We start from the raw sequence: 17,098 nt of genomic DNA on the forward strand, positions 1-17,098 counted from the left end.
CCCGCATTTCGTGGAAAGTCCCACGTACCTTTCCCTTGCAGGTGCTTAGAGGCCCGAGAATGCTCACCACTAGCCTGCGGGACGTCTGCTTTCGGCAGATTCTGTTGAAGAACTCAGTGCCGTCTAACGGGATTCACTGTGTGATTCCAGATTCACCAATAGGTACCAACGTAGGGCGTATGTTGCGCCCCCTCCCCCAGGGAAACGAATCTTCCTTCTTGCCGCCTGAGTAGCCACTCTGGCCGGGATGGTCGCGGCGCGCTCCGTCAGCAAAGGACGGGCTGCCAGTGTTGATGGCAAATGACTCCCAGCCAACTGGAAACCTTTCTCCGCAAATCTTGCTGGCGTGTCCCTTCGCCGTATCTCGCGCCACCTCGCACACACGCAAATACTCGAGGAGCGCTGCGCCTCGAAGAACGACCGGATACCTGGGCGGAAATCATCCCATTTCTGGAACGCATGGTTCCACTTCGCAGGATTGTTCCGCGCCAAACCCAAAAATACTATTTATACAACCAATAACGGCGTAATCGCTGTTATTTCATAACGCAACCAGAAAAACCTCTATCTCATTCTCGATAGGGCTGCGCAGTCCTAACGCCAGAGATTCATGGCGCAACTCGATGCCGTCAAAAATTAGATATCCGAATTTTCAAAAGACAGTAAGCGACAAACAATTTCGATAGTTAATCGACTAACACTACAGGACTTCGGGATGAAAAATGAAGATCACCATGACATTCCCGGCACCTATGTGCTCGATGGTGAACACTCGCGAAACGGCTATCACCTCAATATGTTTTGCATGTCGCTGAACAAGGCTGAGAACCGGGAAGCATTACGTGCCGGCGAAGTGACTTACCTGAAGAGATTCCCAATGACCGAGGAGCAGCGTCAGGCGGTGTTGAGTCGGGACTGGCTGGGCATGCTGCGCCTCGGGGGGAATATTTACTATATCTTCAAATTAGCCATTTTTGACGGCCTTAACATGCAGCAACTGGGTGCATTAATGTCAGGCACCGGCATGACAGAGGAAGAATTCAAAAAAATGATGATGAATGGCGGCAGGCGCATCGACGGTAACCGCAGCAAATCGGAGGCGCACAGTGGCTAAAATCATTGCCGGACTTGGCACCTCGCACGTACCAGCGATTGGTGCGGCTATCGACCATGAAAAAACCCAGGAATCATACTGGAAACCATTGTTTGAAGGTATTCAACCGGCCCGCCAATGGATCAATGAATTGAAACCGGACGTATGCATTATCGTCTATAACGACCATGCATCAGCTTTTTCTCTCGAAGCCATTTCTACATTTGCAATTGGTGTGGCGCCCGAATTCTTACCAGCCGATGAAGGCTACGGTCCGCGTAAAGTGCCAGCGGTGAAAGGCAACTCCAAACTGGCTTGGCATATTGCGGAATCGCTGATCAAGGATGAGTTTGATATGACCATCGTCAATGAAATGCCGGTGGATCATGGCCTGACAGTTCCGCTATCGCTTATGTATGACAAGCCTGACGTGTGGCCCTGCGAAGTAATTCCACTCTGCGTTAATGTCATTCAATACCCGCAACCGACCGCCAATCGCTGCTACAACCTCGGCAAATCTATTTGTAGAGCTGTCGAGTCCTATCCAGAGGCTATCAGGGTTGCAATCGTCGGTACGGGCGGCCTTTCGCATCAACTGCAGGGCGAGCGGGCTGGGCTGATAAACAGCGATTTCGATGAAAACTGGCTCGACGATCTCGTTTCCAAACCGGAAGAACTGAAGAACGTCTCCCATACCGAGTATCTGCGCGAGGCCGGATCGGAAGGGATCGAGATGATCATGTGGTTCATCATGCGTGGCGCTTTGGATGAGCGGGTTAAGCAGGTGTATCGCTTCACTCACTGCCCTGTATCGAACACCAACTACGGATTGCTGGCTCTCGAAAACGAAAGCTGATTAACCCAAGCATGGACAAGACGAAGGTGAGCATGAAAGTTGGACTGATCGGACAGGGTGCGTTTGCCAAAAAACATCTGGACGCTGTCGGAAATATTGACGGCGTGGAAGTAGTTGCCGTGCTCGGACGCCGCACCGACTCGGTCGTTGCGTTCGCTGAAGAGTGGGGAATCCCTTACGCAACTACCGATCTGGGAGACTTCCTGGCTCAGACGGGAGTCGAAGCGGTGCTGATCACCTCACCTACCCAAGTGCATGCCGAGCAGGCCATCGCCGCCTTGCGGGCAGGCAAACACGTGATGATCGAAATCCCGATGGCAGACTCACTGGAAGATGCCAGAGCCATTGTCGAGGTACAGAAAGAAACCGGATTGGTGGCCATGGCGGGACATACCCGTCGCTTCAATCCGAGTCATCAGTGGCTACATCAGCGCTTTGCTTCCGGCGAGCTGAAGCTGCAGCAGCTTGATGTGCAGACCTACTTCTTCCGTCGTACCAACACCAATGCCCTGGGTGAGCCTCGCAGTTGGACCGACCATCTGCTCTGGCATCATGCCTGTCACACTGTCGATCTATTCCAGTACCAGACTTCCGAGTTGGTCAGCCACAGTTTTGCGCTTCAAGGGCCGATCCACCCAACGCTTGGAATTGCAATGGATATGAGTATCGGTATGAAAACCCCCGATGGCTCACTTTGTACCTTGTCGTTGTCATTCAATAATGAAGGTCCGCTGGGAACTTTTTTCCGCTACATCTGCGATAAGGGTACCTATATCGCCCGTTATGACGAGTTGATTGATGGTAATGGACGACCCATCGATTTGAGCGGAGTCGCAATTTCCGATAATGGCATCGAATTGCAGGACCGCGAATTCTTCTCCGCAATACGCCAAGGCCGCGAACCCAACTCCAGCGTCGCTCAATGTTTATCTGCGATGAAAGTTCTGAATAAACTCGAACAACAACTGGTGTAAGCCCATGCAGAAAGCCATTCCATACATGCACTTCCGCGGCGGAAGCTCCAAGGGGCTGTACTTCAATGCCGCTGACCTGCCCTCAGATCCGGAAATTCGTAACCGGGTACTGATCGCGGCCATGGCAGGGGTTGGCGGCAATGATGGTCGCCAGATCGACGGGCTCGGAGGAGGCGATCCGCTGAGCAGCAAAGTCGCTATCGTCAGCCGCTCCCAACGAGCCGATGCCGACCTTGACTACGCCTTTGTCCAGGTCGTCGTCGGCGGTAACCGCGTGGATACCATCCAGAACTGCGGGAATATCCTGGCCGGAGTAGTGCCTTATGCGATTGAAGCCGGGTTAGTGACGGCACAAGCGGGCCAGACTCGCACACGTGTGCACATGCTGAATAGTGAAACGGTCTGCGAAGTGGTGGTGCAGACGCCACATGGGCAGGTGCGTTATGACGGTGATGCGAGGATCGATGGCGTTCCGGGGACTGCGGCCCCCATTACCTGCAACTTCATTGATGTGGCTGGTTCAACCTGCGGCGCACTGCTGCCCACCGGCCATCCATTGGATGTGATCAACGATGTCGAGGCGACCCTTATCGACAACGGCATGCCGGTGGTGATTCTGAGGGCAGCGGATTTCGGCATCAGTGGTTATGAAAGCTGCGACCAGCTCAATGCCAACGCCGCGCTGAAGCAGCGACTGGAATTGATCCGTCTGCAGGCCGGCAAAATGATGGGCCTTGGGGATGTAGCCGACAAGGTGGTGCCGAAGATGTGTCTAGTGGCCGCCCCCCGACACGGAGGCCGGATCTGCACCCGCACGTTTATTCCTCATGTCTGCCACTCTGCGATAGGGGTCCTCGGAGCCGTGTCAGTCGCGACTGCCTCTATTTTGCCAGGCACGGTGGCAGCGGGTCTTGCTGCCACCCTCGTCGATGGCAGCAGCACGATTTCGGTCGAACATCCCAGTGGTGAGTTTTCCGTCAGCCTGGAAGTCGACCGCAGCGCCGCATTTCCAGAGATCAAGAGTGCCGGTTTATTGCGGACGGCACGCTTGCTGAGCAAGGGCGAAGTCTTCGTCCCCATGTCCGTTATACGAGATCCCCTATAAGAAGAGCGTTCAGACCATGTCCTTTCTTGCCGTGCATCCAAACCCGAAGAAGCCGGACTTCAACCTTCCACCGAAAGCCTGTGACGCGCACTGCCATGTCTTTGGTCCAGGCGACAGATTCCCTTATGCGCCTGAGCGCAAATACACGCCTATTGACGCGCCGAAGGAACAACTCTTCGCCTTGCACAAGCATCTCGGCTTTGAGCGTAGCGTCCTTGTCCAGGCGAGCTGCCATGGCACTGATAACAGCGCCATGATCGATATGCTGGAAGCCAGTGAAGGTCGCTACCGCGGTGTTGCAGTAGTCGGTGACGACTTGACGGTACAGGAAGTAGAGCGCATGCATGCCGCCGGTGTACGAGGCATTCGTTTCAACTTCGTCAAACGCCTGGTCGATATCAAGCCGATGGCCTTCTACAAGCGTATGGCAGAGATGATTGCGCCATTTGGCTGGCACATCATCGTCTATTTCGAGTCGCAGGAACTGGTCGAGATCGAAGAACTGCTGTGGGCTATTCCGACTCCAATTGCCATCGATCACATGGGCCGCCCGGACGTCACCCTAGGCATGGACCATCCCGACTTCCATCGGATCTGCAATCTGGTGCGCAACCGTCCGGATACCTGGATCAAGGTAGGCTGCCTCGAGCGTCTGACCCACGAAGCGCCGCCGTACAACGATGTCATTCCCTATGCGCGCTACTTCGTGGAGAACTTCCCCGACCAGGTGCTCTGGGGTACCGACTGGCCCCACCCCAACATGACAACGCATATGCCAGATGACGGTGCGCTGGTCGATACGATCCCCGCGATTGCGCCGACCGCTGAACTTCAGCAAAAACTGCTGGTGGACAACCCAGCACGCCTGTACGGCTTTGAAAACTGAGTCGAGGTTCTATGAAAGCGGTTGCGGTTAAAAACTTTGAACGCGCGGATGTCGCAACGGCGACAGCACTGGGGCAAGTCGGTGTGGCCACCGTGCATGAAGCCCAGGGGCGCATAGGACTGCTGAAGTCCTATATGCGGCCGATTTATCCGGGCGCTCGCATCGGTGGTACTGCAGTGACCATTCTGGCCCAACCGGGCGACAACTGGATGATCCACGTCGCCATCGAGCTCTGCAAGCCAGGGGATGTGCTGGTGGTGGCCTGCACCACCGACAATACGGATGGAATGTTCGGCGACCTGCTGGCCACTTCTGCCAAGGCACGGGGCGTCAAGGGACTAGTCATTGATGCCGGGGTGCGCGATGTGAAGGACCTGCATGAAATGGACTTTCCAGTCTGGTCCCGTGCAGTGAACGCGAAAGGCACGGTCAAGAACACCTTGGGATCGGTCAACGTACCCGTGATGTGTGCCGGTCAGCTGGTCTATCCGGGCGACGTGATCGTGGCCGACGACGATGGCGTCTGCGTGGTGGCTCGCACATCTGCAGCCCAGGCCCTTCAAGCCTCCCAAGCACGGGAAGCAAACGAGATGGCCAAGCGTCAACAGTTGGCGGAAGGCGTTCTGGGGCTGGATATCTACAACATGCGTACACGCCTGCAGGAACATGGTCTCGAGTATGTCGAGACCCTGGAAGAACTGGGCGAATACAACGGCATCAGAGTCTAGCCGTCACCACTGCCTGCCCTGCCCTGCCCCGTCGGCGGGCCCGAACGACCCAGGAACAGAATCATGATCATCGATTGCCACGGCCACTACACCACCACACCTTCTGAACTCGGTGACTATCGTGACCGACAGAAAGCCGACCTGAAAAGCGACCCCCTTCATCAGGCAATCAAGGGGGTGCTGAACATCAGCGACGATCAGATCCGTGAAAGCATCGAGAACAACCAGTTGCGGCTGCAGAAAGAGCGCGGAACGGACCTCACTATCTTCTCGCCACGAGCTAGCTGGATGGGCCATCACATCGGGAACGAGTCCACCAGCATCGCCTGGACCACCCACTGCAACGACCTGATCAAGCGCGTGGTCGATTTATTTCCGCAGAACTTCGCGCCGGTTTGCCAGTTGCCGCAAAGCCCCCTGGTCAAGCCCGAAGCCTGCATCGCCGAACTCGAACGCTGCGTCGAGCAGATGGGTTTCATCGGCTGCAACCTGAATCCGGACCCGTCCGGTGGCTACTGGAAGGACAAGCCGCTGCACGATCGCTTCTGGTACCCCATCTACGAAAAGATGGTCGAGCTGGATATTCCGGCGATGATCCATGTCAGCGGCGCTTGTCATGAGTGTTTCCACACCACCAGTTCCTATTACCTGAGTGCCGATACGACCGCCTTCGTGCACGCGATGATGTCGGACCTGTTCAAGGACTTCCCCACGCTGCGCTTCATCATTCCCCATGGCGGCGGCGCAGTGCCCTACCACTGGGGACGCTTCCGTGGCATGGCACTGGATATGGGACTCGGCGACCTTGAAGAACGCGTGCTGGACAATATCTACTTCGATACCTGCGTTTATCACCAGGAAGGGATCGACCTGTTGCTGGATGTCATTCCTACCAGGAACATACTCTTTGCGTCCGAAATGATCGGTGCGGTCCGCGGTGTGGACCCTCGTACCGGACATTATTTCGATGACACCAAGCGCTATATCGACGGCAACAGGAAGTTGAGTGCCGAACAGAAGCAAATGATCTTCGAAGACAATGCGCGTCGGGTGTTCCCGCGCCTTGTAACGGCTTGAGACCATGCGGAAAGTCCAACCGAAGTCCTCGTTGACCCTCGAGGCCGCCCAGTTTCTGGCTAAAGCCGCGATCGAGAAAGCCACGGCGCTGGGGTTCAGGATCAATGCCGTAGTCGTTGATGTCAGCGGTGACTCGCTGGTGTCCTTGCGAATGTCGGGCGCCCCTTTGCCAGCCCGTGATTTTGCCGAGAAGAAAGCCTACACAGCGGCCGCCTACGGATGGCCAACGAGTAGATGGAAGCCGCTGCTCGAAGCGCGTCCGGTAATCACCGCAGGTCTTGCGCAGCATCCTCGGGTCGCCCTGTTTGCCGGGGGATTGCCAGTACTGGTCGAAGGCCAGGTGGTGGGCGCCATTGGTGTTGCCGGTGGCAAGGAAGACCAGGACGAGGTCTGTGCCCAAGCCGCGGTCGATGCCTTTTCCTTGCAATGAATCAGCTACCGCAGGAGGACCGTACTGATGACCAGCAGTGACGGTATGCCACTGAACATCGCCTTCATCGGATTTGGTGAAGCCGCCATGGCATTCGCAGAGGGCTGGAGGCCCTTGCAGAACTTGAAGATCAAGGTCTATGACCGCCTGTTCGAGGACAGGGCTGAAAGAGAGCACAAACTGTCCCAGTGCAGAGCGCTGGGCGTTCAGAGCGCAGATTCGGCGGCGCAAGCCGTCGCCGGCGCGCCTATCGTGATCTCGGCAGTCACTGCTGATCAGAGCTTGAATGCTGCCGAGCAAGTCGCTCCCCGCCTTGGACCCGGCCAGTACTACCTCGATATCAATTCTGTAGCCCCGTCGAAAAAACGGAGGGCCGCCCAATTGATAGAGGCGTCGGGAGCACACTTCCTTGACGTCGCGGTGATGTCGCCCGTGCATCCCAAGCTGCATCGCACACCCCTGCTGATTTCCGCACCCGCGGCGCATCAGGCCATGGAACTGCTGGGAACACTTGACCTGAACTTTCAGATCAATGGCAATCAGGTAGGACAGGCCTCAACCAACAAAATGCTGCGCAGCATTCTGATCAAGGGCATGGAAAGCCTGCTGACCGAGTGCGTCACTGCAGCGGAGAAAGTCGGCATCGCTGATCAGATCCTGGCGTCTGCGGCCAAGACCCTGCATATGGACGATCTACACGGTTTGGCCGACTACATGATGGAACGTGTCGTCGTTCACGGCCAACGTCGCGCGGCTGAAATGCGTGAAGTAGCCCAAACGCTAGAAGAACTGGATGTCAGCAATCACATGGCCAGTGCCACGGCCCAGCATCAGCAGTTGATCACAGACCTGGCCATCAAGCAGCGCTTTCGCGAAGTGCCCCGCGATCGCCACGTACTGGCAAAGGCGATACTGCAGTCACTGGAGTCCCGCGACACAGCTGGTCTTACGCGCTCTTGAAGGAAATACCTGAAGTAGGGGACTTCGTGTCCCCATATCCTCTGGATCTAGAAGACTGAACGCTCAAACAAAGGGTACTTGTCCATGAGCTGGAGCATTGATGACGTCCCAGTATTCGTCGCTGTCGTCGAACAACAGGGAGTAACGGCTGCAGCCGAGTTCCTGAACATGCCCAAGTCCTCGGTAAGCCGGTGCATCAGCCGACTGGAAGAAGGCCTGGGTGTACGGCTTCTTGAGCGTAACTCTCGGAACGTGCGAGTAACCAGCGAGGGGAAAGCTTTTTATCACCACTGCATGCTGATCATGGAGCAGGTTGAAGCCGCCAATGCCCAGATGGCAGGACTGACATCGATCCCCAGGGGCAGGCTTTCAGTCGCAATGCCGATGGCCTTTAGTCGAGAGATCGTGGGGGGACGCCTGGCCGAGTTCAGCAAGCGCTACCCATTGATCAATCTGGAAGTGGTAGTGACCAGCCACAATGTTGATGTCATCCGCGACCAGATTGATATCGCGTTGGTGATTGGTTCGCTGGACGATTCCGAACTGGTCGCGCAGACACTGCTGGAAACTTCTCTTGTCTGGATCACCAGTCCGGATTATGCCGCCGTTCACCCGCTTGACGGCGGAATCGAAGACCTCGTACCGCATATCCGGGTTTGTGAAAAACGCTACGGACAAGCACGACTGTCGATCCGTAACAACGGCACCAGGCAGACAATCGACCTGACCGGTGTCATGCACATCAACGATCCGCTGATGGTGCGCGAAATGGTGATCGAGGGCGCAGGCGTCTCGCTGTGCCCGCTGATCTATTGCCGTCCCCACATCGAACGGGGTCGCCTGGTGCAGGTGTATCCCGAACTCAATATCGAGGCCACCGCTGTCATATCTGCCGTCTATTCGAGCCGTCGCCTACTGTCCAACAAGGCTCGTGCTTTTATTGAGTTCATCAAACAGATCGCTCAATCGACTTGAAACGGCAACTCTGTTCAATGGCCTGAAGAGAACCATCAAGCATTCGCTCGCCCTGAAAAATTTCACACGCCACATCCACAAAAACCATTCGAGAAGGCAATCATGAAAACAAAAGTAGCCATTATCGGCGGCGGCCCCGCAGGACATCTGCTCGGCCAACTGCTTCAGAATCAGGGTATCGACAACATTATTCTGGAGGCGAAGAGCAAGGAGTATGTTCTTGGCCGTATACGTGCGGGGGTACTGGAACAGAGTACGGTGGATATACTGCGCGAGGCCAGGGTTCATGAACGAATGGAGCGCGAAGGTTTGATTCATGAAGGATTTGAACTTTTATTCAATGGCCGAAGCGAGCGAATTCCGTTCAAGGAGCTGACCGGGGGCAAGATAATGATGGTCTACGGTCAGACCGAAATAACGCGAGACCTGATGGACGCCCGCGAAGCCAGTGGCGCGATGACCATCTATGAAGCTGAGAACGTGACACCCCACGATTTCCATGGAGGCTCGCCGCGGATCACCTATGAAAAAGATGGTGCAGCCCATGAGATCCATTGTGATTTCATTGCAGGCTGTGACGGTTTCCATGGAGTTAGCCGCAGGTCGGTCGGGGCCGAGAATATCACCGAGTACGAATATGCCTATCCGTTCGGCTGGCTAGGCTTGCTGGCCGAAGTACCGCCAGTGTCCGATGAAATCATCTATTGCCATCATGAAGATGGATACGCACTTTGCTCCATGCGCTCGAAAACCCGCAGTCGTTACTATATCCAGGTTCCGGTCGACGAAAAGATCGAAGACTGGCCGGAAGAGCGCTTCTGGACGGAACTGAAGCGCCGACTGCCGGCCGAAGTGGCGCAGCGTCTGGTCACGGGGCCCGCACTTGAAATGAGCATCGCTCCGTTGCGCAGTTTTGTCTGCGAACCCATGCAGTTCGGATCCATGTTCCTGGCCGGTGATGCCGCCCACATCGTGCCGCCAACAGGTGCGAAAGGACTGAATCTGGCAGTCTGTGATGCAAAGACGCTCTACGATGCGCTACAGGACTTTTACCAGAACGGCAGCCGCACAAAACTGAACGACTATTCCGACACCTGTCTGGAGCGCGTATGGAAAGCAGCCCGTTTTTCCTGGTGGATGACGACACTGTTCCACAAGCTTTCCGATAACCCCTTCCACCGGAAGATCCAGCTCGCGGAACTGGAGTACACCATGGGCTCCAGGGCAGCGCAGGCCGCAATCGCGGAAAACTTTGTCGGATTGGACTAGATCAAATTACGGGTAGTCCATAGCCCGGATGCATTCCGGGCTATGGATGGTCAGCCTTGTGCCTTCGCGTCTACTCCGAAAAGTGCGGCGAGTTCGCTCTTAGTCAACTATCGCTCTGCCCCTGATCAAGAATCACATTCAGGCGGGCAACAATGGTCTCTACCTCCAGATTGTCCGCGAAGTGGGTGCGATATTCGCCGTCAGGGCCTATCAGATAGGCGATTGCAGTATGCGGCATCGTGTAGCCGTCCGGCTCGTTCGAGTCCGGTCTACGGGAGGCGAATACTCGAAACGACTGCTTCACCGCATCGACTTGTTGAGGCGTTCCACACAGCCCCGTAAACCGGGGAAAGTTGGCCTCCAGGTAGGATCGCATGACTTCCGGCGTATCCCGTTGCGGGTCGACGGTGATGTACAAGGGCGTCAGCAGACTTGATCGTGCGCCAAGCTGATCAAGCACGGTCGACAACTTGGAAAGAGCGCGCGGACAGACCACTCGGCAATGGGTGAAGCCGAAGTAGACCAGCATGAATGAACCGCGGTAATCCGTATCCGCAACCGCCTGCCCATGGTGATCGATCAAAGAGAAATGGCTCGAGACCCCGACATTCATACCCATGACAGCACCAGTGTAGTTTCGCCCTGCAGTTCGAATTCGATGATGAGGCGCTCGCCCCGCAAATGAACATGGTCGTCGAACGGCCTTCCATCTCGCAGCAGTCGCCAGTTGCCCCGCCCGATCCCATTCCCGACCTCCAGACGCACCGAGCCGGCCTCCGTAGCCTTTGCCACCGTCAGCACCAATGCGTTCCTGTCGCTCGCAAACCAGGCCCGGCGCACATCCAGTCCAGGCTTGCAATCCACTAACGCCGGCTGCGCGAAATGGGAATCGTCCAAGGGGCCGGCAAAGAGCTTCTGCAACCCGCCGGACACGTTCAGGCGCGCATAGGCGAGCAACGCATTGCCCGTGTGCGGGTCCATGGCGGCGAAGTTGCCATCCGCGTCCAGCAGTTGGTCATGGCGCCGATAGAAATATGCCCCATCGGCCCAGGTCGGATGCAGGAAGCGATCGGCATAGGCAAGCAGGCGAGACAAGGTTTCATCGTCGCCGACCTCGGACGCGCATACGGCGGCCCAGCCGAAGTCCCGCGCCGAGTAGCGGTCGGAGCCATTGGGCGGAATGGTGGGCTTGATCGAAAGGGTGCCATCTGGCCCGTCCACCGCCCAGTGCGCCAGCTGCTCGGGATAGTGTTGCCGGACCATGTCGGGATTCCACGCATGCATCAGCGAAGCCATCCAGAAGTCCACCCATGCCTGGTCGGGAAAGCTGATGGCGGCACGCTCGTGCTCCTGCACCATCATCCGGTAGTGGCCCGAATCGTCCAGCACACCAAACTCCTCCCAGGCCTTCAGGTAACCGTCGGTGACCTCCTCGGCGAGCGAGCCGCCGTAAACCAGGTCATGGAACCGGAAGCCCAGGATCGGGACCTGATTGCACACCTGGAAGACGCAGTTGGGTTCGCAGGCAATGCCCAGGTAACCTCGCTGCACCATGTTCCAGTAGATGTGCTCGTTCAGGGAGCGCTCGTCGTACGGGAAATGCTGTCCACCCATTCCCCAGAACAGTGGCTTGACGGAGAAAGTCAGTGCCCCGTCCTTCGCGTACTTGTCGTCGCGGAAAAGGTAGTGATAGAGCAGCGCCATGGATTGCACATAGGCGCTGTACATGATGTTGTCGCGCTCAACCGGATTCCAGGTCGCGGGCAACTCTCCCAGGGCCCTGTTGAACGGGCCATTGCCGGTCCCGACGTAATGCCAGTAAGTCCAGACATCAGGGGAAAGGATCTTCTGGATCAGTTGGTCGAAGGGCTTACGGAACAGCTCGGGGGCGGCGGGCAGGCGATGCACGTGGGTAAGCGCCAGGGCATACGACATGTACGCCAACTGAAAGCGCAGGGAACCGAAATCCTCCTGCAGGGTGGAGCGCCCCATCATGCCTGACCAGTCGTCAGGGAGCTGGGCCGCAAGATCGAAGATTCGCTTCAGGCTACCTGCCTGCAGATCATCGAGCTTCGGAACCTGCTCGACCCATGCCAGATCGTTTGAATCAGATTGTCCAACCATGTTGTGGGTTCCTGTGCCTTGTGCACTGCATATCGGAATCCTGGCCCTCATTCGGTGCCGGGTACAGATCATCGCTGTCGATGCTATCAACTGAACTAAAAATGTCAATTTGGACTATTTGTGTGTATTTTGAATGCCTGGAAAGAATTGCAGGAGCTGCGTCGATTCATGACTGAGGACAATGCAAGGCGTCGCGAGATCGGCCTGAAACGCCGTGAACGCACCCGCCAGAAATTGCTTGAAGCCGCCGCCCGCGTCGTCGCCGAATTCGGTGAGCGCAATGCGACCATTGATGATTTCATCCAGGCGGCCGGCGTTGCCCGGGGAACCTTCTACAACTACTACGCAACTCGCCAGGACCTGCTGGATGACCTTTGGGGATGGTTCGGGCGCAATCCATTTCTCGAAATCCACCAGGCGTGCCAGAAGCTGGAGGATCCAGCAGAACGCATCGCGGCCGAAGCGCGTCTGGTACTGCAAGGCGCCACGCAGAATTCCGCCTGGGGATGGCTCGTCTATGCGCTGTCCGCCAGCGGGCAGACCGTCAACGATGACTTGCTCGGTTACCCCAGGCCCGACCTGGTAATCGGCCTTCGCCAGGGCCGATTCACCTTCGAGGAGCTGAGCTGCGCGAGCGACCTGGTGGTGGGCACTGTGCGGACCGCGCTGAAGGCAGTATTGAGCGAGGCTCGTCCCAAGGATTACGCACACGGCATTTGTGTCCTGCTGCTTAGAGCCTTGGGCATCCCGAACGAAGAGGCCCTCGAAATCTCGGGCAGGCCGCTTCCGACCGACCTCCGGCCATAGCTCATAGATGAATTGCGACGAGGGATGAGAAGCCATGTTCTGTTGTGCATTCGCGGCCTATCTTTTCGGTCTGAGCTGTTTGACCACCCGAAAGGGATGGCAACGCTTTCGCAGCAATGGTTGGCGTCCTTCACGGACTTCCAGCGGAGCGTGCTGTGGGCCGCGTGGTGGTCCAGGTCCTGTGTATTCCCGGACCTCGCTCAGGCTCATCGCACTGACCGCGCTGCTTCTCCTCGGAATCGGCGCTGCCCATGAAATGTCCGTTGGCGAATCTGCTCCTGCCCCCGCTTCCCTCGATCCTGCCTGGTGTCGCGGCGGGGTCCTTCCCTTGCAACAAATCACACGCTGACCGACTACAGGTTTGCTTACAGCAGGCAGAAACCGGACAAGCCACGCCGCCTTGCGAACGAGGCGGCGTGGCGAAGGCGCTATCGCGGTTCAGCGAACTCCGGCGTTGCGCAGGGCGGCAGGTGTGTAGTCCGCGATGGTGGCCTTGAAGCCGAACTCAAGGCCACGCTTCTCCTCGTTCTTCATGCCCAAGGCGATGTAGCGTCCTGCGATGATGTCGTACAGTGCTTCCACGCTGTACGTCGCTACCTTCTGCTGGTAGTGAACGGTGGGGTGTCCTTCGCCGACTCGCCAGAGCTGACCGCGACCGTCGTAGTGATCGGCCAGAGCGACTTGCCAACTGTCCTCGTCGACGAACAGGTGCCGTTTGGCATAGATATGCCGTTCACCCGGTTTAACCGTGGCCTCCACTTCCCAGACCCTATGCAGCTCGTAACGAGTCAGATCCTGGTTGATGTGCCCGGCCTTGAGGATGTCCTCGTACTTCAATTTCGGCGAGTCCAGCTTGTAGCTGTTGTAGGGGATGTACATCTCCTTCTTACCAATCAGCTTCCAGTCATAGCGGTCCAACGCGCCATTGAACATTTCAAAGTTGTCTGACGTGCGCATGCCATCGGCCGCAGTGCCCGGGCCGTCGTACGCAACCTGCGGCGCGCGCCGCACGCGACGCTGGCCAGCGTTGTAGACCCAGGCCAGGCGCGGCTCCTTGTTCTGGTCGATGGTCTCGTGGACCAGCAGCACGTTACCGGCCAGGCGAGAGGGCTCGGTAACCCTCTGTTTGAAGTAGAACAGCACGTTGCTGGCCTTCTCCATATCCAGATCGGTCACGTCGGTGGGAGAGGCCAGATCGTCTTGAAAGTGCACCATGGTGAAGGCGCCATTGGTCTGCGGGGTAGCCTGGGTGATCAGGCGCCGCACGTTGCCGCCGCGATAGCGGGTTAGGTGGTTCCAGATCACCTCCACCCCGTTCTTTGGGATCGGGAAGGCGTAGTAACGGCTGTCAGAGAAGTTGGACAGGCCATTGCCATCATCCACTGCCACGGTGTTGAGCGCGCTTTTCTTTGCCGCATCGTAGATCGCTTGCGGCGCGGCCATAGTACGGTGACTCGGGTAGACCGGAATCTTGTAGGTGGCAGCATAGCGCTTGAACATCGCGACTTGGCCCGGCGACAGCTTGTCTTTGTACTGCTCGACATTGGCCGCAGTGATGGTGAACAGAGGCTTTTCGCTGACAAAGGGGTCGTCGAGGAATCCGTTGGCATCCACTGCAGCCGCATTGGTCTGCAGGCCGCCGGTCCACTCCGGAACGCTGCCGTCGGCGTTTGCGGCCTTTTCCGCGCCTAACGGAGTCAGGGTAGTGCCCAGCTTGGTGGCCTCTTCGGGGGACACTGCGGCCATTACGCCGCCTGCCAAGAGTGACAGGGTCATGGCCGCACCAAATTGCGTGAATTGTTTGGTTGTCATTGTTTGAGTCCTTACGGGTCGTGCTTAGAAATTCACACCGAAGCTGAGGGCAACAAAGTCACGGTCAGTGACGGTGTTGTAGTCACCGCCGAAAAAGTCGGTGTAGCTGAGGCTGGCGTTGTAGACGTTCTGATAGTCGGCATTCAGGCCGACGCTGATGGCTTTGCTGCCTTCGTTGAAGTTCGGACCATAGCCATCAACGTCATGCGACCAGGCCACGTTGGGCGTCAGATTGATCCCGGCGATCACGTTGCTGTAATCGAGACTGGCGCGTGCGCGGTAGCCCCAGGAGTTGCTGGTGAAGAAGCCTTTGTCATTGCACTCCTGGGGATTGGTGGCATTGAGGGCGCGGCAAGTAGGTTGAGAGGCCAGTTGCCCCGCACCAAAAATCGGGTCGCGGCCGAAGCGCAGTTCGCCGACATCGTCGCTGATGCCATTGATGTGGTTGTAGCCCACCTCGCCCACCAGGGTCAGTCGGCTGGCCCCTAGCACTCGATCAATGAATTGCACCGCGGAGAGCTGGGCCTGAGTGACCCCGCGGCGATCGTAGCCGTGCAAGTCGCTGCCGGCGGTGTTCTGTGCCTGGCCAGACTGGAACACCGGCGACAATGGCAGTCCAAGCGAGGCGAAGACCAGGTCGGTTGAGTTGATCTGCAGCGGCATGTTCGGGCGGTAGCTGACCTCTCCGGACAGCGCCGTGCCGCCGACGTTGGTCTGGAAGCTCAGGCCATAGAGGCGAATATCCTCCGGGTACTCGATGAAGTAGCGAGCGTTCGGCGCTCCTGGAATCAGGGCGGCGGATGGAGTTGTCGTGCGGATAGTGCTGAAGACCGGGCCGCGACTGTGGTAGTTCATTGCATAGGCGCCGAACTCGGTGTCGTTCAGTGCCTCGGCAAACCAACGCAGGGCCAGGCCGTACTGGCCACCGTCCCTCGCATCGCGGTCACCGGCTCGTGGGATGAAGAAGTTGTTGCCTGTGGCCGGACCGGTGTTGTTCGATTGGCCCGGCGGCAGGTCATTGCCGGCGACCACCAGGCGGTCCGCGCAGCCGTCGGCGGCCAAATCGGAGGTAGAGAAGAAGGTGCCGCAGTTATCAACTACGGTCTGATCCCACTCCAGCTGATAGAAGGCCTCCATCGACAGACTGTCGCTCAAGTTCTGCGACAGGTAGAGCAGATTGACCGGAATCAGGCCTTCCTTGATCTCCGCGCCGGGGCGGCGGAAGGCAGCCACGTCGATGGGGTTGATCGAGTTGATGCTGTTGCCAATGAAAGTGCTCTCGCCCCAACTGACCACCTGCTTGCCGACCCGCACGCTGCCGGGTAGATCAGCGAGGTTGTAGTTGTGATAGAGAAAGGCATCGAGAAGCTGCGCACCGGAAGACTGTGCGCCTTCTTTGCGGTTATGGTCCTCGATGTCATAGAACAGGCGGTGCTCATCCTTGGTCTCGAAGTCATACCAGTATTTGCCGCGGAGGAATACGCCGATGTCGCCGTACTTCAGTTCAAGGTCGTGGATACCCTTGAATATCTTCGAGAAAGTCTCGCCCTTCTTGAAGTTCAGCCGGCCGTCATCCTGACCGCGCGTAGAGGCCTTGCCGCCGCTGGCTGCGGAAATGAAGTCCGGGTCGGCAGCGCGTACCGACCAGCTGGCGCCGACGGACAACTGCGAGTCGAATTGCCCTTCGACTTCTCCCATATTGAAGTTGACGGCGCTTGCCAGGCCTGTACTGGCGGCCAGATACCCACTTCCCATAGCGACAAGCGCTCGACGAACTATTAATTTCTTGTTTTTCATTGCAATCCCATTTTGTTCTTATTTGCAAGACATCAGCCACAAGAGACTGATCGTTAATTAACTCCCGCACGGAGGACAACTTTTTATTCTTATATTTCAGCCATTTCCTCAATTACCAAAAGCAACGGAAATACGATCTCCGAACAAAGATTCAGCGCGAGCATTACTTTCCAGCAACGCTCGAACTTGAAGTGGTGGTACTTCA

At 57.1% G+C, this 17,098-nt stretch carries 16 protein-coding genes; 12 read left to right on the plus strand and 4 right to left on the minus strand.

What is annotated here, in order from left to right; translation table 11 throughout:
- Window positions 1-715: 715 nt before the first annotated feature.
- The 11 genes from ligA to pobA all read left to right on the plus strand — a co-directional run bounded on the left by ligA (window position 716) and on the right by pobA (window position 10,353).
- On the plus strand, window positions 716-1,114 hold the full coding sequence (gene ligA / locus E8F12_RS23760; protein ID WP_280327649.1) for a protocatechuate 4,5-dioxygenase subunit alpha: 399 nt from the start codon (window positions 716-718) through the stop codon (window positions 1,112-1,114).
- Complete coding sequence (locus tag E8F12_RS23765; protein WP_280327650.1) at window positions 1,107-1,949, plus strand: class III extradiol dioxygenase subunit beta; 843 nt, start codon at window positions 1,107-1,109, stop codon at window positions 1,947-1,949. The genes ligA and E8F12_RS23765 overlap by 8 nt, the downstream gene beginning before the upstream one ends.
- Before the next feature lie 32 nt (window positions 1,950-1,981).
- A complete protein-coding gene (locus tag E8F12_RS23770; protein ID WP_280327651.1) occupies window positions 1,982-2,923 on the plus strand; it encodes a Gfo/Idh/MocA family oxidoreductase in 942 nt (313 codons plus the stop codon).
- 4 nt (window positions 2,924-2,927) lie between these two features.
- Complete coding sequence (locus E8F12_RS23775) at window positions 2,928-4,028, plus strand: 4-oxalomesaconate tautomerase (RefSeq protein WP_280327652.1); 1,101 nt, start codon at window positions 2,928-2,930, stop codon at window positions 4,026-4,028.
- Window positions 4,029-4,044: 16 nt separating this feature from the next.
- Window positions 4,045-4,914, plus strand: coding sequence for an amidohydrolase family protein (locus E8F12_RS23780; RefSeq protein WP_280327654.1), 870 nt, complete (start codon window positions 4,045-4,047; stop codon window positions 4,912-4,914).
- Between the two features lie 11 nt (window positions 4,915-4,925).
- Entirely contained in the window at window positions 4,926-5,642 is a 717-nt protein-coding gene (locus E8F12_RS23785; RefSeq protein WP_280327655.1) for a 4-carboxy-4-hydroxy-2-oxoadipate aldolase/oxaloacetate decarboxylase, read from the plus strand.
- A 63-nt stretch (window positions 5,643-5,705) separates the two neighbouring features.
- Window positions 5,706-6,719, plus strand: coding sequence for an amidohydrolase family protein (locus E8F12_RS23790; RefSeq protein ID WP_280327656.1), 1,014 nt, complete (start codon window positions 5,706-5,708; stop codon window positions 6,717-6,719).
- 31 nt (window positions 6,720-6,750) lie between these two features.
- Window positions 6,751-7,149: a heme-binding protein gene (locus E8F12_RS23795; protein ID WP_280327657.1), complete on the plus strand. Its 399-nt coding sequence runs from the start codon at window positions 6,751-6,753 to the stop codon at window positions 7,147-7,149.
- A gap of 27 nt (window positions 7,150-7,176) precedes the next feature.
- Complete coding sequence (locus E8F12_RS23800; RefSeq protein WP_280327658.1) at window positions 7,177-8,109, plus strand: DUF1932 domain-containing protein; 933 nt, start codon at window positions 7,177-7,179, stop codon at window positions 8,107-8,109.
- A gap of 84 nt (window positions 8,110-8,193) precedes the next feature.
- A complete protein-coding gene (locus tag E8F12_RS23805) occupies window positions 8,194-9,084 on the plus strand; it encodes a LysR family transcriptional regulator (RefSeq protein WP_280327659.1) in 891 nt (296 codons plus the stop codon).
- 102 nt (window positions 9,085-9,186) lie between these two features.
- Window positions 9,187-10,353 carry a 4-hydroxybenzoate 3-monooxygenase gene (pobA, locus tag E8F12_RS23810; RefSeq protein WP_280327660.1) on the plus strand — a complete coding sequence of 389 codons (1,167 nt, stop codon included), beginning with the start codon at window positions 9,187-9,189 and terminating at the stop codon, window positions 10,351-10,353.
- Window positions 10,354-10,456: 103 nt separating this feature from the next.
- On the opposite strand, the gene E8F12_RS23815 is transcribed toward pobA, so the two are convergent.
- Both E8F12_RS23815 and E8F12_RS23820 read right to left on the minus strand, forming a co-directional pair.
- Window positions 10,457-10,972, minus strand: coding sequence for an SCO family protein (locus tag E8F12_RS23815; RefSeq protein WP_280327661.1), 516 nt, complete (start codon window positions 10,970-10,972; stop codon window positions 10,457-10,459).
- Entirely contained in the window at window positions 10,963-12,477 is a 1,515-nt protein-coding gene (locus tag E8F12_RS23820; RefSeq protein ID WP_280327662.1) for a hypothetical protein, read from the minus strand. Before E8F12_RS23820 ends, E8F12_RS23815 begins: the two co-directional genes overlap by 10 nt.
- Window positions 12,478-12,645: 168 nt before the next feature.
- Between E8F12_RS23820 and E8F12_RS23825 the strand changes: the two genes are divergently transcribed.
- The gene (locus E8F12_RS23825) at window positions 12,646-13,284 is read left to right on the plus strand and encodes a TetR/AcrR family transcriptional regulator (protein ID WP_280327663.1); all 639 of its coding nucleotides are present in this window, start codon (window positions 12,646-12,648) and stop codon (window positions 13,282-13,284) included.
- Window positions 13,285-13,722: 438 nt separating this feature from the next.
- On the opposite strand, the gene E8F12_RS23830 is transcribed toward E8F12_RS23825, so the two are convergent.
- Together E8F12_RS23830 and E8F12_RS23835 are read right to left on the minus strand one after the other, a co-directional pair.
- Complete coding sequence (locus tag E8F12_RS23830) at window positions 13,723-15,096, minus strand: DUF1329 domain-containing protein (protein WP_280327664.1); 1,374 nt, start codon at window positions 15,094-15,096, stop codon at window positions 13,723-13,725.
- Window positions 15,097-15,120: 24 nt separating this feature from the next.
- The gene (locus E8F12_RS23835; protein ID WP_280327665.1) at window positions 15,121-16,851 is read right to left on the minus strand and encodes a DUF1302 domain-containing protein; all 1,731 of its coding nucleotides are present in this window, start codon (window positions 16,849-16,851) and stop codon (window positions 15,121-15,123) included.
- Window positions 16,852-17,098 lie beyond the last annotated feature (247 nt).

It is taken from the genome of Pseudomonas sp. BN102 (genome assembly GCF_029871245.1).
Classification (GTDB): Bacteria; Pseudomonadota; Gammaproteobacteria; order Pseudomonadales; family Pseudomonadaceae; genus Metapseudomonas.